Source organism: Streptomyces sp. NPDC018947 (assembly GCF_044390505.1).
In the GTDB taxonomy this organism is placed as follows: Bacteria; Actinomycetota; Actinomycetes; order Streptomycetales; family Streptomycetaceae; genus Streptomyces.
The window spans coordinates 474,799-495,173 of the sequence record NZ_JBIRZD010000001.1 but is presented as its reverse complement, the minus strand read 5'-3'; the positions used below and the strand labels follow the sequence as shown (position 1 = coordinate 495,173).

Sequence of the window (20,375 nt, the reverse complement as noted above, 5' to 3'; positions counted from 1 at the left end):
GCTCGTATCCCCGGCGGGTGTCGGGGGTGGCGCGGGAAAAGCGGGTGCCGGTTGGGGGCGGGGGCGGTCAGGATGCGGGCATGAACGACCTTGTCTGCGCTCCCGCTCGGCTCGGTGAGACACGTCTGCCGGACGGACGCCTGCTCGGCTGGGCCGAGTGGGGCCCGCCGGACGGGGTGCCGGTCCTGCTCTGCCCCGGCGCGGCCACCAGCCGCCGGCTCGGTTTCGGAGCGGGCGTCGTCGACACGCTCGGCGTCCGCCTGATCTCCGTGGACCGCCCCGGACTCGGCGCGTCCACGCCCGCGCCCGGCCGCACCTTCGCCGACTCCGCCGCCGACATGCGCCTGCTGTGCGCCGCGCGGGACCTGGGACGCCCGTACGTCGTCGGCAACTCCCAGGGCGCGCCGTTCGCCCTCGCCTGCGCCGAGGCGGGCGTCGCCTCGGCACTCGCGCTGGTCTCGGCGGCCGACGAGATCGCCGCACCCGAGTTCGCCCCCGACCTGCCCGCGGAGCTGCGGGCGCTGACCGACCGCGCCGTGCGGGAACCGTCCGCCGCCGAGGAGTTCTTCGCCTCCTTCGACGCGGACGCGATGTGGGACCTGGTGATGGCGGGCAGCCCCGCGTGCGACCTCGCCGTGTACCGGGACCCGGACTTCACGACCGCCTACCGCCGCGCCCTGGCCGAGGGCTTCGCCCGGGGCGCCGCGGCCGGGTACGCCCGCGACACGGTCCTCGCCATGGGCCGCTGGCCGTTCGACCTCCGCCGGATCACCGTCCCGGTGGACATCTGGTACGGCGACCAGGACACGACCCACTCCCCGGACCGGGGCACCCTGCTCACGACCCGCCTCCCCGACGCCCGCCGCCACGTCGTCCCCGGCGCGGGCGGAGCCCTGCTGTGGACGCACGCGGAGCCGGTGCTGAGGGCGCTGCTGGCCCATCACCCGTAGGCGTTGCGCGGGGGCCGTTCCCCCGCCGGGCCTCACCCGCGCACCTACCGTGAGGCACGACGCGTACGGCGGTGGGCACGCGGAGCCGGTGCTGAACGGGCCCCGGACACAACGGTCCGGGGCCCAGGAGTCCTACGCGACTCAGACGCTCGTGACGTGCGCCTGGCCGTACGCCGCGACACCGCCGAGCGCCGCCGAGGCACCGAGACCGGCGCAGACGGCGCCGGGGCCGGCCTCCGCGTGGAGGCCCGCGGCGACGGCGCCGGCGGGGGTGACGACGGTCGCGCCGGCGTCGATGCCGACGTGGCCGCCGGACACCTGGTCCAGGTCCGCGTCGGAGATCTCAGCCGTTTCGACCTGGGGGACGTGGTTCATGGCAGGTCTGCCTTCCGTGGGAATGAAGCCGGAGCGGTGAAGTGCGCACGCCCGGGGTCCGGATCGGGGAGTCCGGAATCGATCACCGGCGTGCCGCGCACCGATCAAAGCACGCTGGTGAACGGCCCACCATCCGCGCGCTGTTGGGGGTCGTCTCCCGGCGTCGCCGCGTTCACCAGTGTGGGCATGCGGTCGGGGAAACAGCCCGCTTCTTCACGCTATCCGCCGGTGGGGAGGCTTCCCCGGGGCCGCGATGCGCGCAGCCGGCCCGGTCCGGCGCCGCCGCGCCCCGTCCGCGTGACCGTGCGATGGACGGTGTGCAGGTCCGCGGGATTTTCGGGGCGGAGCGGGAAGTGCCGGCCGAACGCCGAATCCTTTTCGTGCCTCGCCGCCTCTTGTCCTTGCACCGGCCGCTGGGGCCGGGCGGAACCTGGAGGAACACTCGTGATGATCACCGGCCTCGTCGTCGTCGGAGTCCTGCTCGTGGGCGCGTGCAGCTGGCACCTGGTGCGGCGCTACAGGAGCGGAAGCTGACCGGCGTCCCCCGCGCGGGACGCCTTCCTGGACCGGAGCGAACGAGGAGCAGATGAACCAGCGCTTCCGCTGGCCGGACGAGCGCCTGATCAAGGCCGCTCAGGACGGCGACGTCACGTCACTCACCACCGTCGTCATGGAGTCGCAGCCCCATGTGCGCAAGTTCGCCCTGTCGCTGTGCGCCTCGCCGCAGGACGCGGAGGACGCGGCGCAGGAGGCGCTGATCATCCTCTACCGGAAGATCGGCACGTTGCGGGCCACCGGCGCGCTCGCCTCGTGGATGTTCCGGATCGTGCGCAACGAATGCCTCCGGCAGGTCCGTCTGCTCGTCGCGCGGAACGGCGAGGCCGCGGCCGAACCGGAGGCGTCCGCGCAGCCGTCCGCCGAGGAGGCGGTGCTGCACAGGCTGGAGGGGGAGCGGATCGCGGCCGCGGTCGGCGCCCTTCCCCGCGACCAGCGGCAGGTCCTGATCATGCGGGACGTCCAGGGCCTGCCCGGCAGGACCGTCGCCCACGCGCTGGGCCTGAGCACCGCCGCGATGAAGTCGCGGCTGCACAGGGCCCGCGCGGCACTGCGTCACTCACTGGCCACGACCGATCAAGCCGCCGGGCCGACCGTCGACCCGCCAGCCGGAGGAGAATCATGACCGCCAAAACGGCGCAGGGTAAGACCCTGCCCACCACGCCGTCCGCGGCGCCCGGGAAGAACTTCGCCAGCAAGTCCGTCCCGCGCCACCTGGCCCGCGGCGCCATCGGCTTCGGGCTGATCACCGGCTCGATCGCCCTGGTACCCGTCGCCGGCCCGGCCACCCTGCTGGCGGCCCCGCTGGCCCTGATCGCCTTCCGGGGCTGCCCCACCTGCTGGATGGTCGGCCTGGCCCAGACCATCTCCCGCGGCCGCCTGGAACGCCAGTGCACAGACGGCGTCTGCACCCTCACCAAGGCCCACACACCCGACGGCCCCTGACCCCTCCGAGGGAATCAGGGGCCGGCCACCCCGCCCCTACAGCACCGGCAGCGACTTCCGCAGCTCGAACGCCGTCACCTGGGAGCGGTACTCCTCCCACTCCTGCCGCTTGTTGCGGAGGAAGAAGTCGAAGACGTGTTCGCCGAGGGTCTCGGCGACCAGGTCGCTGTGTTCCATCAGGGCCAGGGCCTCGCCCAGGTTCTGGGGGAGGGGCTCGATGCCCAGGGCGCGGCGTTCGGCGTTGGACAGGGCCCAGACGTCGTCCTCGGCGCCCGGCGGCAGCTCGTAGCTCTCCTCGATGCCCTTCAGGCCGGCGGCCAGCAGGACGGCGTACGTCAGGTACGGGTTGGCGCCCGAGTCGATGGAGCGGACCTCGACGCGGGCCGAGCCGGTCTTGCCGGGCTTGTACATCGGCACGCGGACCAGCGCCGAGCGGTTGTTGTGGCCCCAGCAGATGTAGGACGGGGCCTCGCCGCCGGCGCCCGCCGTGCGCTCCGAGCCGCCCCAGATGCGCTTGTAGGAGTTCACCCACTGGTTGGTGACCGCCGAGATCTCCCCGGCGTGCCGCAGCAGGCCCGCGATGAAGGAGCGGCCCACTTTGGAGAGCTGGTACTCCGCCCCCGACTCGTAGAAGGCGTTGCGGTCGCCCTCGAAGAGGGACAGGTGCGAGTGCATGCCCGAGCCGGGGTACTCCGAGAACGGCTTCGGCATGAACGTGGCCTGGAGGCCCTGCTCCAGCGCGACCTGCTTCATGACCAGCCGGAACGTCATGATGTTGTCGGCCGTGGACAGCGCGTCCGCGTAGCGCAGGTCGATCTCCTGCTGGCCCGGCGCGCCCTCGTGGTGGGAGAACTCCACCGAGATGCCCATCGACTCCAACTGGGTGATGGCCTGGCGGCGGAAGTCCATGCCGATGTTCTGCGGGGTGTGGTCGAAGTACCCCGAGTTGTCGGCGGGCGTCGGCACCGAGCCGTCGACCGGCTTGTCCTTCAGCAGGAAGAACTCGATCTCCGGGTGCGTGTAGAACGTGAAGCCCAGGTCGGAGGTGCGGGCCAGGGCGCGCTTGAGGACGTAGCGCGGGTCCGCGAAGGACGGCGAGCCGTCCGGCATCAGGATGTCGCAGAACATGCGGGCCGTGCCGGGGGCCTCCGCACGCCAGGGCAGGATCTGGAACGTCGACGGGTCCGGCTTGGCGATCATGTCGGACTCGTAGACCCGGGCGAAGCCCTCGATCGCCGAGCCGTCGAAGCCGATGCCCTCGTCGAAGGCCTGCTCCAGCTCGGCCGGCGCCACGGCCACGGACTTGAGGAAGCCCAGCACGTCCGTGAACCACAGGCGTACGAACCGGATGTCGCGCTCCTCCAGCGTCCGGATCACGAACTCCTGCTGCTTGTCCATCTTCCGCTTCCCCATCCTTGCTGGTCAGGCCGCCTGTCTCCGGTTCGGCGGAAGGCGGTCGGGCACCTGAGCATCACACCACGGCGCCATTTCGTACGCGTTGCGGACCTCGGTCGGCCGGCCGGCCCCCCGCCCGGACACGTCCGGACCGTGTGTACCGCTTATCCCGCAGCGTAGAGGCCGCGTGTTCGATCGGGCCATTCCTGGGCCCCGCCGCGTCAGATCGTGCGGCCACCCCTACGAAACACCTCTCCCTCACCCTTACGATCAGCGCACTCAGCGCCCCCCTCCTCCCCAGAAGGGCACACCCCATGGGTTCCGCCAAGAAGAGCAGCAACACGGCGCGGCAGACACGCATAGCGGAGATGCGCCGCGCCGACGAGGCACGCGAACGCCGGAACCGGATCCTCACCGTCGCGGTCGGCGCGGCCGTCGCGGCCGGCCTCGTCGTCGGCGGCGTCGTGCTCGTGCGCTCCCAGTCCGGCGACTCCGACGACACGGCGGCCACCGCCGACAGGACGTCGGGGTCGTTCGTCACGGGCGACGACGGGGTGCGGACCTGGAAGGGCACCCTGTCGCGCGACCACGTCACCAAGAAGGTGGCGTATCCCGCCGAGCCCCCGGTCGGCGGCGACCACAACCAGGCGTGGATGAACTGCGACGGCGACGTCTACACCGAGCCGCTGGACAACGAGAACGCCGTGCACTCGCTGGAGCACGGCGCGGTCTGGGTGACCTACACCGACAAGGCCCCGAAGGCCGACGTCGAGGCGCTGGCAGAGAAGGTGAAGAAGACGCCGTACTCGCTGATGAGCCCCGACGACGAGCAGAAGGACCCGATCATGCTGACGGCGTGGGGCCACCAGCGCACGGTGACGGGGGCGAGCGACCCGGCCGTGGACGCGTTCTTCGAGAAGTTCGTCCAGGGCGCGCAGACCCCCGAGCCGGGAGCCGCGTGCACCAACGGGCTCTCCCGGTGACACCCGGACGGGCCGGCTGGATCGCCGGGGCGGCCGCGGCGGCGCTCGTCGCGGCCGGCGCCATCACCTACGCGGGCGCCGGGGACGACGGCGGCGGCCGCGTCCCGTCGGCCGGCTCCGCGGACGCCGGGTTCGCGCGGGACATGGCGGTGCACCACCAGCAGGCCGTGGAGATGTCGTACCTCGTGCGCGACCGCACCGACGACGAGGAGGTGCGGCGCCTCGCCTACGACATCGCCCAGACCCAGGCCAACCAGCGGGGCATGCTGATCGGCTGGCTCGACCTGTGGGGGCTGCCGAAGGTGTCCTCCGACCCGCCCATGACGTGGATGGGCATGGGGGAGGTGCCGTCGGCGGGGGAGGGCTCGCTGATGCCCGGCATGGCCACCGACGCCGAGATGACGAGGCTCGCCGGTCTCGGCGGCAGGCAGGCCGAGGTCTACTACCTCCAGCTCATGACCGACCACCACAAGGGCGGCGTCCACATGGCCGAGGGGTGCGCACGGAGGTGCACGGTGGGCGTGGAGAAGCGGCTGGCCCAGGGGATGGCGGAGTCGCAGGAGTCGGAGATCCGCCTGATGACGGACCTCCTGGCGAAGCGCGGCGCGAAGCCCCGGCCGTGACAGGGGTCCGGGGCCAGGCCCCGGAGCGCGGTCCCGCGCATCGGGGGCCCCGGCCCCGCCGTCGGCAGGCCCCCGCCGACCCCCATCGCGTCGGTCTGACGATTACACTGGCCGCGTGCCTCAACTACGTCTCGCCCTGAACCAGATCGACTCGACCGTGGGTGACCTCGCCGCGAACACGGAGGCGATCGTCCGCTGGACCCGGCACTCCGCCGGGCAGGGGGCGCACCTCGTGGCGTTCCCCGAGATGGCGCTGACCGGGTATCCCGTCGAGGACCTGGCCCTCAGGTCGTCCTTCGTGGAGGCCTCCCGCACCGCCCTGCGCTCCCTCGCCGCACGCCTCGCCGACGAGGGCCTCGGCGAGCTGCCCGTGGTCGTCGGCTACCTCGACCGCTCGGCGCGTGCCCAGCCCCGGTACGGCCAGCCCGCCGGCGCCCCGCAGAACGCGGCGGCCGTGCTGCACGGCGGCGAGGTCGTCCTGAGCTTCGCCAAGCACCACCTGCCGAACTACGGCGTCTTCGACGAGTTCCGCTACTTCGTCCCCGGCGACACCATGCCCGTCCTGCGTGTGCGCGGCATCGACGTGGCCCTCGCCATCTGCGAGGACCTGTGGCAGGACGGCGGCCGGGTACCGGCGGCCCGCTCCGCACGGGCCGGACTGCTGCTGTCCGTCAACGCCTCCCCGTACGAGCGCGACAAGGACGACACCCGGCTGGAACTGGTGCGCAAGCGCGCCCAGGAGGCCGGCTGCACCACCGCCTACCTCGCCATGACCGGCGGCCAGGACGAGCTGGTCTTCGACGGCGACTCGATCGTGGTCGGCGCCGACGGCGAGGTCGTCGCGCGGGCCCCGCAGTTCTCCGAGTGCTGCTTCGTGCTGGACCTCGACCTGCCGGCCGCGGCCGCCGACGCGCCCACCGGCGTGGTCGACGACGGGCTGCGCATCGACCGGGCCGTCCTGTCCGAGGACCCCGTACCGGCCTACGCGCCCGAGGCGGCCGGCGGATACGCCGAGCGGCTGGACGACGACGAGGAGGTCTACTCCGCCCTCGTCACCGGACTGCGCGCCTACGTCACGAAGAACGGCTTCCGCTCGGTGCTCATCGGCCTGTCCGGCGGCATCGACTCCTCCCTCGTCGCGGCGATCGCCTGCGACGCGGTCGGCCCGGAGAACGTGTTCGGCGTCTCGATGCCGTCCAAGTACTCCTCCGAGCACTCCAAGGACGACGCGGCGGAGATGGCCCGCCGCACCGGCCTGCACTACCGCACCGTGCCGATCGAGCCGATGTTCGACGCGTACATGGGCTCGCTGGGCCTGACCGGGCTCGCGGAGGAGAACCTCCAGTCGCGCCTGCGCGGCACCATGCTCATGGCGATCTCCAACCAGGAGGGCCACCTGGTCCTCGCTCCCGGCAACAAGTCGGAGCTGGCGGTGGGCTACTCGACCCTGTATGGCGACTCCGTCGGTGCCTACGGGCCGATCAAGGACGTCTACAAGACGTCGGTCTTCCGCCTCGCCGAGTGGCGCAACCGTGCCGCCGAGGCCCGCGGCGAGACCCCGCCCATCCCGGAGAACTCCATCACCAAGCCCCCGAGCGCCGAACTGCGCCCGGGCCAGATCGACACGGACTCCCTGCCGGACTACCCCGTGCTCGACGGGATCCTGGAGCTGTACGTCGACCGGGACCGGGGCGCGGACGAGATCGTCGCCGCCGGGTACGACCCGGAGCTGGTGACCAGGACGCTGCGGATGGTCGACACCGCCGAGTACAAGCGCCGCCAGTACCCGCCGGGCACCAAGATCTCGCCGAAGGGCTTCGGCAAGGACCGCCGGCTGCCGATCACCAACCGCTGGCGGGAGACCGGCTGACGGCACCCGCGGGCCGGCCCGCGCGACCGGGCCGGCCCCGCCGCCGCTACGCCTCCCGCTTCATGTCCGCGAGCACCTTGTGCAGCGGCTCCGCCGCCCGGCGCCGGTACTCCTGGACCGCCCAGCCGTTGCCGTCCGGGTCCTTGAAGTACATGAAGGTGGCACCGTCGTCCGGCGCGTACCGCACCGGCTCGGAGACCTCCAGACCGCGTTCCACCAGCTCCGCGTGGGCCGCCTCGATGTCGGCGACGCAGAGCTGGAGCCCCTGGTACGAACCGGGCTCCGGCCGGGTCTGCCCCCGCGCCATGTCCCAGATCGCGTCGCCGCCCAGGGCGATCGAGCACCCGGAGCCCGGCGGCGTGAGCTGGACGATCCGCATCCCCGGCATCACCTCCTGGTCGATGTCGACGTGGAAGCCGACCTTGTCCCGGTAGAAGTCCCGGGCGCGGTCGATGTCGGTCACGGGCAGCGGGATCACTTCGAGCGTGAAGTCCATGCGCTCACAGAAGCCGATGCGCGCCCGCCTCGCCACCGAAAGGGCGGAAGACGCGCCGTGCGGCCCGCCGCCCGAGGGCAGCGGACCGCACGGTCCCGGGTGCGCGGCCGGTTCAGGCGGCGGCGGACGTGTCCCGCACCCGCATCCGCCCGCCCAGGAAGCCGCCGAGGGCGGTGATCAGGGACAGCGCCACCAGCAGCAGGGCGGCCGGCCAGGACGCCCCGCCGCCGGCCGCGAGGAGCGCGGTGGCGAGGAAGGGCAGGAAGCCCGTGAGTGCGCCGGCCAGGTTGTAGGACAGCGCCACGCCCGTGTACCGCAGCCGGGCCGGGAACAGCTCCGCGAGCAGCGCCCCGGACACCGCGTAGGCGATGGACAGCACGGCCACGCCGATCGCCATGGCCACCACGACCACCAGCGGGTTCTCGGTCTCGACCAGCCAGAAGAGCGGGAAGGCGAAGGCGGCGCTGAGCAGGCCGCCCCACACGGTGACCCGGCCGGGACCGAGGCGGTCCGCCATCCGCCCCACGACGATGATCACACCGATCTCGACCACGGCCGCCACCAGCGTGCCGTTGACCATGAGGGACCGCGGAAGGCCCAGGGTGTCGGCCCCGTAGCTGATCATGAACGTGGTCAGGATGTAGAACCCGCCGACCCCCAGGGTCGCCGAGGCCATCGCCACCAGCAGCCGGCCCCAGGCCTGGCGGAAGATGTCGAGCGCGGGCACCTTGGCCTGCTCGTTCTGCTCCATCATCTCGCCGAAGAGCGGGGACTCCTCCACCTTGCGGCGGATGTAGACCGCGATGCCCATGAGCGGGAAGGCGAGCAGGAACGGCAGGCGCCAGCCCCAGGAGTCGAAGGACCCGGACGGCAGGAGCAGCACCAGGGCGAAGGTGCCGGACGAGAGCAGGGTGCCCACCGGGGAGCCGACCTGGGGCAGCGCCGCGTACCAGCCGCGCTTCTCCGGCGGCGCGTGCTCCACGGCCAGGGTGATGGCGCCGCCCCACTCACCGCCGACGGCTATGCCCTGGACCAGGCGCAGCAGGACCAGCAGTACCGGCGCGGCGATGCCGATGGTGGCGTAGCCGGGCAGCAGGCCGATCAGACCGGTGGCGATGCCGATCATCATCACGGTGATCAGCAGCGCGGGCTTGCGGCCCATGCGGTCGCCCAGCCATCCGAAGACGAGGGCGCCGATCGGACGGGCGGCGAAACCGACGCCGAAGGTGGCGAAGGCCGCCAGGGTGGCCGCCGTCGGGTTGAGGCTGGTGAAGTACAGCCGGTTGAAGACGATGGCCGAGGCGGTGCCGAAGAGGAAGTAGTCGTACCACTCCAGCGCGGTGCCGACGAACGACGCGAAGGCGACCCGCCCGGCGTCCTTGCCGCTCACCGCGCCCGTCGTTCCGGGCGGCGCCCCTGGGGTGACCTGACCGACTGTGCTCATGCGTGACTCCTTGCGTGCGGCCGGGAGGATGTGGCCGTGGGGAGGGGACCGTGCGTCGGCGCGAGGTCCCCGAGTGCGTCGGCGCCGTGCACGCACTCCCCGGCCACGAAGGTGGCCAGGACGTCGATGGCGCCCATCCGATCACTGCCGGCGAGGACAGGGTCATCGGAAAGTATGACAAAGTCGGCGTATTTGCCGGGGGTGAGGCTGCCCCGGCGGTCCTCGTCGTGGCTGGCCCACGCCGCGTCGAGGGTGTACGCCCGCAGGGCCTGCTCGGCGCTCACCCGCTCGTCCGGCGCGAGAACCGTGCCCGCGCGGCTGAGGCGCTCCACCATGGACTGCATACCGAGGAGCGGGGCTCCCGGGGCCACCGGCCGGTCCGAGCTGCCCGGCACCCGGATCCCCCGGTCGAGGAAGGAGCGGTGCCGGTACATCCACCGCGTGCGTTTCGGGCCGAGCCCCGCGGCCATGCTGTCGCCCACCTCGTACAGGAAGCGCGCCTGCGGCACCGGGACCACGCCCAGCTCCGCGTAGCGGCCGAGCTGGTCGGGGCGGACCACCGCGGAGTGCTCGATGCGGTGGCGCACGTCCGGCCGGGGCCGCACCCGCTGCGCCTCGGCGAAGGCGTCGAGGGCGAGGTCGACGGCGCTGTCGCCGATGGCGTGGGCCGCCACCCGCCAGCCGGCCCGGTGGGCGTCGACGACGAGCCGGCGCATCTCCTCGGGGCTGTTCTGGTACACGCCGCTCGCGTGGTCGTGCCCGCAGAACGGCTCGGACACCGCGGCCGTGCGGCCGATCAGCGAGCCGTCCAGCCAGATCTTCATCGGGCCCAGGCGCAGCCGGTCGTCGCCGAAGCCGGTGCGCAGCCCCAGGTCGATCCCGGTGTCGATGCCGTCGTCGGCGTGCGCGCCCAGGGCGTGCAGGTTGTCGGCGGCCACCATCAGCTCGACCCGGGTGCGCAGCGTGCCGCGTTCGCGGGCCAGTTGGTAGGCGGCGGCCTCCACGGGACTGCGGCCGATCAGCCCGAGCCCGATCCCGGCCTCCGTCACATGGGTCAGGCCCTCGGCCGCGTACACCTCGCTCGCACGGCCGAGGGCGTCGGCCAGCTCGGTCACCGGGTAGGGCAGGACCAGGCCGGTGACCAGGGACTGGGCGCGCTCCTGGAGCAGGCCGGTCGGGGTGCCGTCGTCGTCGCGCACCACGACCCCGCCCTCGGGCGCGCCGACGCCGCCGTCGAGGACCCCGGCGCGCCGCAGCACCTCGCTGCCGGCCACGCACATGTGACCGGAGCGGTGCTTGAGCCACACGGGCCGTCCGCCGGCGGCCCGGTCAAGTTCCGTGCGGTGCGGGTGCCCGCCCATCACGGTGTCGTCGTAGCCGGCGCCCACGATCCAGGCGTCGGCGGGCAGACCGGCCGCGCGGCGGGCGACGGCGTCGTAGACCTGGGACAGCGTGGTCGCTGAACTCAGGTCGAGTTCGCCGAGGGACTGCCCGAACCAGGCCATGTGGTTGTGGGCGTCGCCGAACCCGGGGACGACGGCCGCGCCCCCGCAGTCCAGCACGGTGCGCGCGGGCAGGTCCTCGACCGCGGCGTCGAGGCCGACGATCCGGCCCGCCAGGACTCCGAGGGTGCGTGCGTGAGGATGGTGGTCGTCCACTGTGCGGATACGGGCGTTGCACAGTTTGAGATCGAGCATGGGGCGGCTTTCGGGAGGGGGCGGACGGGGACGGGCCGCTTCAGGCCATGTTCTGCAGCCGGGTCAGCGGCAGTTCGGCGGCGTGGTGGACGTCGACGGGGCGGCCGTCCACGAGGACCGCGTCCGGTGTGGTGGGCACCCGCACCGTCGGCACGGCCGTGTTGGCGACCATGTCGGCGCGGGTCAGGCCCCGGCTGTCGCGCAGGGGGGTGTAGCGCACCCCGCGGGGCAGGGCACCGGAGGCGGCGCGGTCGTCCAGGCACGCCTGGGAGACGAAGACCGTGGACAGCCGGCGCGGGGCCCCGCCCAGTCCGCCGAAGTAGGGCTTCATCACCCGCGGCTGGGTCAGCCGGGTGGAACCGGAGCCCGAGCCCGACACTCCCCACGCGACGAAGCCCGACTTGAGCACCAGCTCCGGCTGCGCACCGAAGGTGGCGGGTCGCCACAGCACGACGTCGGCGATGCGGCCGGGCCGCAGGGACCCGACGTCGGCGGCCATGCCGTGGGCGATCGCCGGGTTCAGCGTGATCTTGGCCAGGTAGCGCAGGACCCGTTCGTTGTTGACGAAGTCGGGGCCGGTCTCCCCGGCCAGGTGGGCCTGGACGTGCGCGAGCTGCCAGGTGCGGCGCGCGGTCTCGGCGATGCGGCCCATGCCCATCGAGTCGGAGTTGACGATGCTGATCGCGCCGAGGTCGTGCAGGGCGTTCTCGGCGGCGATGGCGTGCTCGCGCACCCGGCTCGCGGCGATCGACAGGTCGCTCTCCACCCCGTGGTGGCCGCCGTGGACCGTCATCGTCATCGGCAGCAGTTCGGCCACGGTGGCCGGGGTCAGCGGCAGCGTGGGGGTGGTCGAGGAGGTCAGCACGTGCGGCTGGGAGACGATCTCCAGCAGGTCGGGATGACCGCCGCCGCCCTCGACGTGGTAGGCGTGCACGGTGCGCCCGCGGGTGGCCGAGAGGGTGTCGGCGAGGTAGCCGGACTCGTTGAGCGTGTCGGTGTGCAGGGCGACCGGCAGGTCGGCCTGGTCCGCCACTCCGAGGCAGGTGTCGACGATGCGGGGCGTGGCCCCCCAGTCCTCGTGGATCTTGAAGCCGCCCGAGCCGGCGAGGACCGCGCGCTCCAGCAGCTCCCGCGAGGAGGACGACCCCCGGGCGAGGAACGCCACGTTGACGGGGGCGTCGCGCCAGCCCTCGATCAGGCTGTGCAGGTTGTGGGCGGGGTTGGCGCCCACGTCCCACACGCCGCCGATGCCCATGCCGACCATGGTGGTGACGCCGGCGGAGAGCGCCGCGGGCACCACCTCGGGGCTGGAGAGGTGGACGTGGGAGTCGACGACCCCGGCCGTGGCGAGCATGCCCTGGCCGTTGATCATCGCGGTGTGGGAGTCGACGACGAGCTCGACGCCGTCGTTGTGGTCCGGGTTGCCGGCCCGCCCGACACCGACGATCCGGCCCTCCTTGATGCCGATGTTCGTCTTGCGGACGCCGATCACGGGGTCCAGGACGACCACCCCGAGGATCACCATGTCCAGGGCGCTCTCGCGCGGGGCGCGGCCGGTCACCAGCAGGCCGTCGCGGGCGGTCTTGCCGCAGCCGCCGAGCATCTCCTCGCCGGGCTCGGTGTCGTCGCCCTCGACCCGCACCCACAGATCGGTGTCGGCCAGCCGGACGCGGTCGCCGGCGGTCGGGCCGTACAGGGACGCGTACTCGCGACGGGACAGGCGGCTCATCGCTCTCCTCCTCGGGTCACCACGGTCACGGTGCGGGTCGTACCGGGCTCGAACCGCTCCGAGATGCCCGCGGGCAGGTCCAGCCGGTGCCCGCGGGCGGCTTCGCGGTCGAAGTCCAGTGCGGCGTTGGCCTCCTCCAGCGGGAAGTGGGAGGAGACCCACACCGCCCTGGCGCCCCGGTTGGTGATCTCCAGCTCCTTGCGCGGACGGCCGGGCGCCAGCTCCCGTACGCCCTCGGCGGCCAGCACGGCGCCCGGATCCCCGGGACCGGCGCACCCGAACGGTGCGTCGACGTGGACCAGCGTGGAACCGTGCGGGAACAGCGCCTCCACCTGGAGAGCGGGCACCGTGCCGGCGACCCCCGGCAGCAGCGCCCCGCGCGGAACGACCTCCCGGGCCCGCTCGATCACGGTCTCCAGCGGGATCCCGTCCCAGGCCATCTCCAGGATCTCGTCGCACACCAGCGCCACCGCCTCGGTCGCGCCGAGCCGGGAGCCGCGGGCGAGGCGCCGCCGGGCCAGCTCGGCGGCCGAGAACAGCGTCAGCCGTTCCTGCTCACGTGGAGTCAGATGCATGGGATTCCCCCTCGGGACGGTGCGGGCCCGTTGGCCACGCGTCGGGGCACGCACAGCACAATGCCCTGCCAGAAGGGTGTGAACAATGCTGAAACGCTCCGTGCTGACCCGGCGATGATGTGCATATGCACAATGCACCGAACACCGAGCCCGCCCGCACCCCGCCCGCCGGCGGCGACGGCAGCGCGCCCGTTCCCCCTGAACTGCGCACGCTGGTGCGCGACTGCCTGGACGACCTCGACGACCTGGTCGGGCGCTACGTACCCGAGGTGTCCGCGTTCGACGACTACCGCGCCGTGGTCCCGCCCGAGGAACTGCGCGACACCGCCCGGTCCTGCTTCGAACTGCTGCTGCGCCTCATCGGCGGCCTGCCGGTCCCGGAGGACCTGCGGGCCGTCCCCGACCGGCTGGGCCGGCGCAGGGCCCGCCAGGGCGTGCCGCTGGAGCCGCTGCTCCAGGCGGTGCGCCTGGACTTCCGGGTGCTGTGGACCGCGTTCCTGGAACGGACCCGTCCGGAGGACCTGCCGCCGCTCACCCGCGGGGCGGTACGGGTCTGGGAGGCCGTGGAGTTCCACACGGTGCACGTGCACGCCGCCTACCTGGACCAGGTCGCCGTGCTGGCACGCGAACGCGAGCGCGAGCGGACCGCGCTGATGGGCAGACTGCTCTCCTCGGACGGCCGGGACCAGCGACTGGTCGCCCAGGCCGCCACGCTCCTCCAGGTCAACGCGCAGTCCGACTTCGCCGTGGCCGTGGCGCCCCCCGAGTCCCAGCAGGACCTGCGCCGGGCCGTGGCGACGCGGCTGGCGGGCCAGTCCCCGCACCTCCAGCAGCACAACGGCATGCTGGTCCTCGTGGTCCGGCTGCCGCCCGGCGCCGTGGCACCCCCGCCCGCCTGGCTGGACGGTGTGGCCTGCGCCCTCGGCCCCGTGGCGCGGGGACTGGCCCGTGTCCCGGACACCGCCCGGGTGACCGAGGCGATCGCCATGACGATGGACGCCGCGACGGCGCGCGGGCCGGTGACCCTGGTCGAGGCGTGGATGCCCGTGGCCGCGTCCCGCCTGGGCCCGATCGCGGGCATGCTGGCCGACTCCGTGCTGGGGGGACTGGACGGGCTGGCACCCCACGAGCACCGGCGCCTGCTGGAGACCGTGGTGGCCTACTGCGAGTCCGGATCGGTGGCGGCGGTCAGCCGCGAGCTGTACTGCCACCGCAACACGGTGCTCAACCGCCTGAGCCGGTTCACCGAGCTGACCGGACTGCACCCGACCAGACCGGCCGAGGCGGCCACCGTCCTGTTCGCCCTCCAGTGCGCCCGGCTCCGGACCGGCTAGACGCGTCCCCCGGTGCGGTCCGTCGGCGGTGCGGGCCGCCGCGCCAGGTCGTGGCGCCTGACGGAGCCGCCCGCTACCCGCCCGGCTACGCTCATGCCGTACGAGCCGATCCGACAGGGCCACAGGAGGCCGACATGACGGCGCCGGGGCGCAGGAGCAGTACCTTCACGCGGCTGCTGCGGCACGGTTTCACCGACCCCTCCGCCGCCGAGCGGCTCCTCGACGCCGTGGAGCTGGCCCCGGTCCGCGACGACCCGGTCCTGCTGGAGGCGCTCGGCGCCACCGCCGACCCGGACCTCGCCCTGCACGGCCTCGTCCGGCTGCTGGAGGCCCAGCCCGACCCCACCGCCCGCCGGGAACTGCTCGACACCGTGATAGCGGCCAAGCCGCTGCGCGACCGCCTCCTCGGGGTGCTCGGCGCCTCCGAGGCGCTCGCCGACCACCTCGCCCGGCACAGCGGCGACTGGCAGGCCCTCGTCACCTACGAACCCCGTGACCTGCACCGCGGCGTCGAGGAGTTCGAGAGCGGCCTCGCCCGGGCGGCCGACCCCGTCTCCCTGCGCGTCGCCTACCGGCGCTGCCTGCTGTCCATCGCGGCCCGCGACGTCTGCGGCACCATCGACGTCGCCGAGACCGCCGCCGAACTGGCCGACCTCGCCACCGCCACCCTCCGCGCCGCCCTGGCCCTCGCCGAGGCCGCCGCGCCCGAGGACGCCGCACGGTGCCGGCTGGCGGTGATCGCGATGGGCAAGTGCGGCGGACACGAGCTGAACTACGTCTCCGACGTCGACGTCATCTTCGTCGCCGAGCCCGCGGAGGGCACCGACCCGGCCGACGAGGCGAAGGCGCTGCGGTCGGCGACCTCGCTCGCCTCCCAGATGATGCGGATCTGCTCGGAGACGACCGTCGAGGGCTCCATCTGGCCGGTCGACGCCAACCTGCGCCCCGAGGGCCGCAACGGCCCCCTGGTGCGCACGCTCAGCAGTCACCTCGCCTACTACCAGCGCTGGGCCAAGACCTGGGAGTTCCAGGCGTTGCTGAAGGCCCGCCCGGTGGCCGGCGACCCCGCCCTCGGCGGCGCGTACGTCGCCGCCCTCCAGCCCCTGGTGTGGCAGGCCTCCGAGCGCGAGAACTTCGTCGCCGACGTGCAGAAGATGCGCCGCCGGGTCGTGGAGAACATCCCCGCCGCCGAGATAGACCGCCAGCTCAAGCTGGGCCCGGGCGGGCTGCGCGACGTGGAGTTCGCCGTGCAGCTCCTCCAGCTCGTGCACGGGCGTGCCGACACGTCGCTGCACAGCGGCACGACGCTGGACGCGCTGAAGGCCCTCGCCGCGGGCGGCTACGTCGGCCGGGTGGACGCCGCCCAGCTCGACGAGGCGTACCGCTTCCTGCGCTCCATGGAGCACCGCATCCAGCTCCACCGGCTGCGCCGCACCCACCTCGTGCCCGAGGACGAGGCCGACCTGCGGCGTCTCGGCCGCTCCCTCGGCCTGCGCAACGACCCGGTCACCGCCCTGCTGCGCGAGTGGAAGCGGCACGCGGCCGTCGTACGCCGGCTGCACGAGAAGCTGTTCTACCGGCCCCTGCTCGACGCGGTCGCCCAGCTCGGCCCCGGCGAGACCCGGCTGCGCCCCGACGCGGCCAGGGAGCGCCTGGTCGCCCTCGGCTACGCCGACCCGGCCGCCGCCCTGCGGCACCTTGAGGCCCTGGCCTCCGGCGTCACCCGCAAGGCCGCCATCCAGCGGACCCTGCTGCCCGTGCTGCTGGGCTGGTTCGCCGACTCCGCCGACCCGGACGCGGGCCTGCTCAACTTCCGCAAGGTCTCGGACGCGCTCGGCAAGACGCCCTGGTACCTGCGGCTGCTGCGGGACGAGGGCGCGGCGGCCGAGAACCTCGCCCGGGTGCTGTCCGCCGGACGCCTCGCGCCCGACCTGCTGATGCGGGCACCCGAGGCCGTCGCCCTGCTCGGGGACGGCGACGCCGGGGGACTGGCGCCGAGGGGGCGGGCCCAGCTGGAGCAGGAGATGCTCGCCGCCGTCCGGCGCGCCGACGACGCGGTCCAGGCGGTGACGGCCGCCCGCGGCGTGCGGCGCCGCGAGCTGTTCCGTACGGCCGCCGCCGACATCGTCGGCTCCTACGGCACCGAGGCGCAGCCGGTCGAGGCGGACGAGGGCGCCCTCGTGGACCGGGTCGGCGGCGCGGTGTCGGACCTGACGGCGGCGACGCTGGCGGGCACCCTGCGGGCCGTGGTGCGCGACGGCTGGGGCGACACGCTGCCCACCCGGTTCGCGGTCATCGGCATGGGCCGCTTCGGCGGGCACGAGCTGGGCTACGGCTCGGACGCCGACGTGCTGTTCGTGCACGAGCCGCGCGAGGGGGTCGACGAGCGGGAGGCCGCGGACGCCGCGAACAAGGTGGTCGCCGAGATGCGCCGGCTGCTCCAGGTGCCGAGCGCCGACCCGCCGCTGATCATCGACGCCGGCCTGCGGCCGGAGGGCAAGAACGGGCCCCTGGTGCGCACGCTCAAGTCCTACGAGGCCTACTACCGGCGCTGGTCGCACGCCTGGGAGTCGCACGCGCTGCTGCGGGCCGAGTTCGTCGCCGGGGACGAGGACCTCGGGCGGCGGTTCACCGAGCTGGTCGATCCCCTGCGGTATCCGGCGCGCGGGCTGAGCGAGGAGGCGGTGCGGGAGATCCGGAGGCTCAAGGCCCGCATGGAGTCCGAGCGGCTGCCGCGCGGCGCCGACCCCAGGCTGCACGCCAAGCTGGGGCCGGGCGGGCTGTCCGACGTGGAGTGGACCGTGCAGCTCATGCAGTTGCGGCACGGGCACGCCGTGCCGGGCCTGCGCACGACCAGGACCCGGCAGGCCCTCGCGGCGGCCGTCGAGGCGCGGCTCGTCTCCGAGGAGGACGCGGCGACGCTGGACGAGGCGTGGGTGCTGGCGTCGCGGGTGCGCAACGCGGTGATGCTCGTGCGGGGGCGGGCCGGGGACACGTTCCCGACGGATCCGCGGGAGCTGGCGGCGGTGGGGCGCTACCTCGGTCACGGGCCGGGGCACGCGGGCGACATGCTGGACGCGTACCGGCGTACGACGCGCAGGGCCCGCGCCACGATGGAGGCGCTGTTCTACAGCGACTGAGTTCCGCGGCGACTGAGCCGCGCCCGGGTCCTACCGCGAGGGCGATCGGACGGGCCGGCGGGCCGCTCTCGGAGGGACGGTACGGGGCAGCGCGTGCGGCAGGGTGCCGTACCAGGCGCGGGCGACCGCGTAACCGAAGGCCAGGCACAGCAGACCGCCCACCGCGTCCAGCCAGAAGTGGTTCGCCGTGGCCACGATGACCACCAGCGTCAGCGCCGGGTACACCAGCCCCAGCACCCGCACCCACGGCACCGACGCCAGCGCGAAGATGGTCAGCCCGCACCACACCGACCACCCGATGTGCATCGAGGGCATCGCCGCGTACTGGTTGGACATGTTCTTCAGGTCGCCGGACGCCATCGAGCCCCAGGTCTCGTGGACCGTCACCGTGTCGATGAACCGCTCCCCGGTCATCAACCGCGGGGGCGCGAGCGGATACAGGTAGTAACCGAGCAGGGCCACACCCGTCGTGGCGAAGAGGACCATCCGGGTCGCCGCGTAGCGGCCGGGATGGCTGCGGTACAGCCACACCAGCACACCCAGCGTCACCACGAAGTGCAACGTGGCGTAGTAGTAGTTCATCCCGATGATCAGCCAAGTCACCGAGTTGACGGCATGGTTGACGGACTCCTCGACCGCGATGCCGAGCTGGTGCTCCAGCCGCCAGATCCAGTCGGCGTTGCGCAGGGCCTGCCCCCGCTGCTCCGGCACGGCGTTGCGGACGAGCGAGTACGTCCAGTAACTGACCCCGATCAGCAGGATCTCGAACCAGAGGCGGGGCCGGCGCGGAGTGCGCAGACGGCGCACGAGACCCCGCCCCGTCACCTCAGTGACGGGGTGCGGAACGCCTTCTTCCAGGCGTTCCGGAGTCCTCACGGTCGCGTCACCCATAGGCATGAAGTCTGCCAGAAAAGCCTTCTGACACCGATCATCCCCCTGCCGCTCGCGGCCCGCACCCGCAGGCCGGACGGCCGCGCCGGACGAATCGTTCAGGCGCGGCCGCGCTCGCCCGGCGCCGAGGCGGTCGAGCCGCGCACCACCAGCTCCGGCATGAACACGAACTCGCTGTGCGGCGCGGGCGTCCCGCCGATCTCCTCGAGCAGCGTGCGCACCGCGGCCTGGCCCATCGCCGGCACCGGCTTGCGGACGGTCGTCAGCGGCGGGTCGGTGAAGGCGATCAGCGGGGAGTCGTCGAAGCCGACGACCGAGACGTCCTTGGGCACGTCCAGCCCGCGCTGCCGCGCCGCCCGTATCGCGCCCAGCGCCATCATGTCGCTGGCGCACACCACCGCCGTGCAGTCGCGGTCCATCAGCGCGTTGGCCGCCGCCTGGCCGCCCTCCAGCGTGTAGAGGGAGTGCTGGACGAGTTCCGACTCCACGGTGCGCGCGTCGAGCCCCAGTTGCTCCTGGACCGCGCGGACGAAACCCTCGATCTTGCGCTGCACCGGCACGAACCGCTTCGGGCCGAGGGCCAGCCCGATGCGGCTGTGGCCCAGCGAGACGAGGTGGGTGACCGCGAGGCTCATCGCGGCACGGTCGTCGGGGGAGATGAACGGTGCCTGCACCTTCGGCGAGAAGCCGTCGACCAGGACGAACGGCACGCCCTGCGCGCGCAGCCGCTCGTAGCGCTCCATGTCGGCGGTGGTGTCGGCGTGCAGACCGGAGACGTAGATGATGCCGGCGACGCCCCGGTCGACCAGCATCTCCGTCAGCTCGTCCTCCGTGGAGCCGCCCGGGGTCTGGGTGGCGAGGACCGGCGTGTAGCCCTGGCGGGTCAGCGCCTGGCCGATGACCTGGGCCAGGGCCGGGAATATCGGGTTCTCCAGCTCGGGCGTGATCAGCCCGACCAGGCCCTCGCTGCGCTGCCGCAGCCGCACGGGACGCTCGTAGCCCAGGACGTCGAGAGCGGCGAGTACGGACTGTCGGGTGGTGGCGGCGACGCCCGGCTTCCCGTTGAGGACGCGGCTGACCGTCGCTTCGCTCACCCCCGCCTGGGCGGCGATGTCGGCAAGCCGTGTGGTCACAGGGGTGGACTGTACCTGTCGGCCACCGCCTTGCCCACCGATCGGGCGCCGTGGGCGGCCTGTTGGACGGCCCGGCGCCGGCTGCTGCGTCATCGCGCTCCCTCGAGAAAGTGGCGGCAAGAGCTTGCAGAGTCTTGCACAAGCGACCCGATACCGCTCCGGGCCCCGTAAACAAGCGTCTCATGATGGTCGCCAGGAGGTCACGCACGCATAACTTCGGAGATCTCTTGCACATTTTTT

17 protein-coding genes are annotated in these 20,375 nt (G+C 73.1%); 8 read left to right on the top strand and 9 right to left on the bottom strand.

What is annotated here, in order from left to right; translation table 11 throughout:
• Nucleotides 1–80: 80 nt before the first annotated feature.
• The gene (locus ACH499_RS02230) at nucleotides 81–950 is read left to right on the top strand and encodes an alpha/beta fold hydrolase (protein ID WP_399013311.1); all 870 of its coding nucleotides are present in this window, start codon (nucleotides 81–83) and stop codon (nucleotides 948–950) included.
• A 141-nt stretch (nucleotides 951–1,091) separates the two neighbouring features.
• Here ACH499_RS02230 and ACH499_RS02225 read toward each other — a convergent pair whose 3' ends face one another.
• Entirely contained in the window at nucleotides 1,092–1,325 is a 234-nt protein-coding gene (locus ACH499_RS02225) for a hypothetical protein (RefSeq protein ID WP_356197285.1), read from the bottom strand.
• Between the two features lie 586 nt (nucleotides 1,326–1,911).
• Here ACH499_RS02225 and ACH499_RS02220 point away from each other — a divergent pair.
• Both ACH499_RS02220 and ACH499_RS02215 read left to right on the top strand, forming a co-directional pair.
• A complete protein-coding gene (locus ACH499_RS02220; RefSeq protein ID WP_399013309.1) occupies nucleotides 1,912–2,505 on the top strand; it encodes an RNA polymerase sigma factor in 594 nt (197 codons plus the stop codon).
• The gene (locus ACH499_RS02215; RefSeq protein ID WP_399013308.1) at nucleotides 2,502–2,825 is read left to right on the top strand and encodes a hypothetical protein; all 324 of its coding nucleotides are present in this window, start codon (nucleotides 2,502–2,504) and stop codon (nucleotides 2,823–2,825) included. Before ACH499_RS02220 ends, ACH499_RS02215 begins: the two co-directional genes overlap by 4 nt.
• A 36-nt stretch (nucleotides 2,826–2,861) precedes the next feature.
• On the opposite strand, the gene glnA is transcribed toward ACH499_RS02215, so the two are convergent.
• Nucleotides 2,862–4,223, bottom strand: a complete 1,362-nt coding sequence (gene glnA / locus ACH499_RS02210) for a type I glutamate--ammonia ligase (RefSeq protein ID WP_356197296.1) — start codon at nucleotides 4,221–4,223, stop codon at nucleotides 2,862–2,864.
• Nucleotides 4,224–4,534: 311 nt separating this feature from the next.
• Here glnA and ACH499_RS02205 point away from each other — a divergent pair, with 311 nt between their 5' ends.
• The 3 genes from ACH499_RS02205 to ACH499_RS02195 all read left to right on the top strand — a co-directional run bounded on the left by ACH499_RS02205 (nucleotide 4,535) and on the right by ACH499_RS02195 (nucleotide 7,696).
• Complete coding sequence (locus tag ACH499_RS02205; RefSeq protein ID WP_399013307.1) at nucleotides 4,535–5,203, top strand: DUF3105 domain-containing protein; 669 nt, start codon at nucleotides 4,535–4,537, stop codon at nucleotides 5,201–5,203.
• Entirely contained in the window at nucleotides 5,200–5,826 is a 627-nt protein-coding gene (locus ACH499_RS02200) for a DUF305 domain-containing protein (protein ID WP_399013305.1), read from the top strand. The genes ACH499_RS02205 and ACH499_RS02200 overlap by 4 nt, the downstream gene beginning before the upstream one ends.
• Before the next feature lie 115 nt (nucleotides 5,827–5,941).
• Nucleotides 5,942–7,696 carry an NAD+ synthase gene (locus ACH499_RS02195; RefSeq protein WP_399013304.1) on the top strand — a complete coding sequence of 585 codons (1,755 nt, stop codon included), beginning with the start codon at nucleotides 5,942–5,944 and terminating at the stop codon, nucleotides 7,694–7,696.
• A gap of 46 nt (nucleotides 7,697–7,742) precedes the next feature.
• Here ACH499_RS02195 and ACH499_RS02190 read toward each other — a convergent pair whose 3' ends face one another.
• The 5 genes from ACH499_RS02190 to ACH499_RS02170 all read right to left on the bottom strand — a co-directional run bounded on the left by ACH499_RS02190 (nucleotide 7,743) and on the right by ACH499_RS02170 (nucleotide 13,637).
• Entirely contained in the window at nucleotides 7,743–8,192 is a 450-nt protein-coding gene (locus ACH499_RS02190) for a VOC family protein (protein ID WP_356197304.1), read from the bottom strand.
• A 112-nt stretch (nucleotides 8,193–8,304) separates the two neighbouring features.
• Nucleotides 8,305–9,636 (bottom strand): MFS transporter, encoded by a 1,332-nt coding sequence (locus ACH499_RS02185; protein ID WP_399013302.1) that lies wholly within the window; start codon nucleotides 9,634–9,636, stop codon nucleotides 8,305–8,307.
• Nucleotides 9,633–11,333 (bottom strand): amidohydrolase, encoded by a 1,701-nt coding sequence (locus ACH499_RS02180; RefSeq protein WP_399013300.1) that lies wholly within the window; start codon nucleotides 11,331–11,333, stop codon nucleotides 9,633–9,635. The genes ACH499_RS02185 and ACH499_RS02180 overlap by 4 nt, the downstream gene beginning before the upstream one ends.
• 40 nt (nucleotides 11,334–11,373) lie before the next feature.
• Entirely contained in the window at nucleotides 11,374–13,062 is a 1,689-nt protein-coding gene (locus tag ACH499_RS02175; RefSeq protein ID WP_399013298.1) for an urease subunit alpha, read from the bottom strand.
• Nucleotides 13,059–13,637, bottom strand: a complete 579-nt coding sequence (locus ACH499_RS02170) for an urease subunit gamma (protein ID WP_356197313.1) — start codon at nucleotides 13,635–13,637, stop codon at nucleotides 13,059–13,061. The genes ACH499_RS02175 and ACH499_RS02170 overlap by 4 nt, the downstream gene beginning before the upstream one ends.
• Nucleotides 13,638–13,762: 125 nt before the next feature.
• Between ACH499_RS02170 and ACH499_RS02165 the strand changes: the two genes are divergently transcribed.
• Both ACH499_RS02165 and ACH499_RS02160 read left to right on the top strand, forming a co-directional pair.
• Nucleotides 13,763–14,971: a PucR family transcriptional regulator gene (locus ACH499_RS02165; RefSeq protein WP_399013297.1), complete on the top strand. Its 1,209-nt coding sequence runs from the start codon at nucleotides 13,763–13,765 to the stop codon at nucleotides 14,969–14,971.
• Between the two features lie 134 nt (nucleotides 14,972–15,105).
• Nucleotides 15,106–18,111, top strand: a complete 3,006-nt coding sequence (locus ACH499_RS02160; protein ID WP_399013296.1) for a bifunctional [glutamine synthetase] adenylyltransferase/[glutamine synthetase]-adenylyl-L-tyrosine phosphorylase — start codon at nucleotides 15,106–15,108, stop codon at nucleotides 18,109–18,111.
• A 30-nt stretch (nucleotides 18,112–18,141) separates the two neighbouring features.
• On the opposite strand, the gene ACH499_RS02155 is transcribed toward ACH499_RS02160, so the two are convergent.
• Nucleotides 18,142–19,002, bottom strand: a complete 861-nt coding sequence (locus tag ACH499_RS02155) for a phosphatase PAP2 family protein (protein ID WP_399013294.1) — start codon at nucleotides 19,000–19,002, stop codon at nucleotides 18,142–18,144.
• Between the two features lie 98 nt (nucleotides 19,003–19,100).
• Entirely contained in the window at nucleotides 19,101–20,135 is a 1,035-nt protein-coding gene (locus ACH499_RS02150) for a LacI family DNA-binding transcriptional regulator (protein WP_356197323.1), read from the bottom strand.
• Nucleotides 20,136–20,375 lie beyond the last annotated feature (240 nt).

Bases quoted from the DNA above. Each gene is read 5' to 3' on its own strand.
- ACH499_RS02165 (WP_399013297.1), top strand. From the start codon at position 13,763: ATGCACAATGCACCGAACACCGAGCCCGCCCGCACCCCGCCCGCCGGC.
- ACH499_RS02215 (WP_399013308.1), top strand. From the start codon at position 2,502: ATGACCGCCAAAACGGCGCAGGGTAAGACCCTGCCCACCACGCCGTCC.
- ACH499_RS02180 (WP_399013300.1), bottom strand. From the start codon at position 11,333: ATGCTCGATCTCAAACTGTGCAACGCCCGTATCCGCACAGTGGACGAC.
- ACH499_RS02170 (WP_356197313.1), bottom strand. From the start codon at position 13,637: ATGCATCTGACTCCACGTGAGCAGGAACGGCTGACGCTGTTCTCGGCC.
- glnA (WP_356197296.1), bottom strand. From the start codon at position 4,223: ATGGACAAGCAGCAGGAGTTCGTGATCCGGACGCTGGAGGAGCGCGAC.
- ACH499_RS02190 (WP_356197304.1), bottom strand. From the start codon at position 8,192: ATGGACTTCACGCTCGAAGTGATCCCGCTGCCCGTGACCGACATCGAC.
- ACH499_RS02205 (WP_399013307.1), top strand. From the start codon at position 4,535: ATGGGTTCCGCCAAGAAGAGCAGCAACACGGCGCGGCAGACACGCATA.
- ACH499_RS02220 (WP_399013309.1), top strand. From the start codon at position 1,912: ATGAACCAGCGCTTCCGCTGGCCGGACGAGCGCCTGATCAAGGCCGCT.
- ACH499_RS02155 (WP_399013294.1), bottom strand. From the start codon at position 19,002: ATGGGTGACGCGACCGTGAGGACTCCGGAACGCCTGGAAGAAGGCGTT.
- ACH499_RS02160 (WP_399013296.1), top strand. From the start codon at position 15,106: ATGACGGCGCCGGGGCGCAGGAGCAGTACCTTCACGCGGCTGCTGCGG.
- ACH499_RS02175 (WP_399013298.1), bottom strand. From the start codon at position 13,062: ATGAGCCGCCTGTCCCGTCGCGAGTACGCGTCCCTGTACGGCCCGACC.
- ACH499_RS02230 (WP_399013311.1), top strand. From the start codon at position 81: ATGAACGACCTTGTCTGCGCTCCCGCTCGGCTCGGTGAGACACGTCTG.
- ACH499_RS02225 (WP_356197285.1), bottom strand. From the start codon at position 1,325: ATGAACCACGTCCCCCAGGTCGAAACGGCTGAGATCTCCGACGCGGAC.
- ACH499_RS02185 (WP_399013302.1), bottom strand. From the start codon at position 9,636: ATGAGCACAGTCGGTCAGGTCACCCCAGGGGCGCCGCCCGGAACGACG.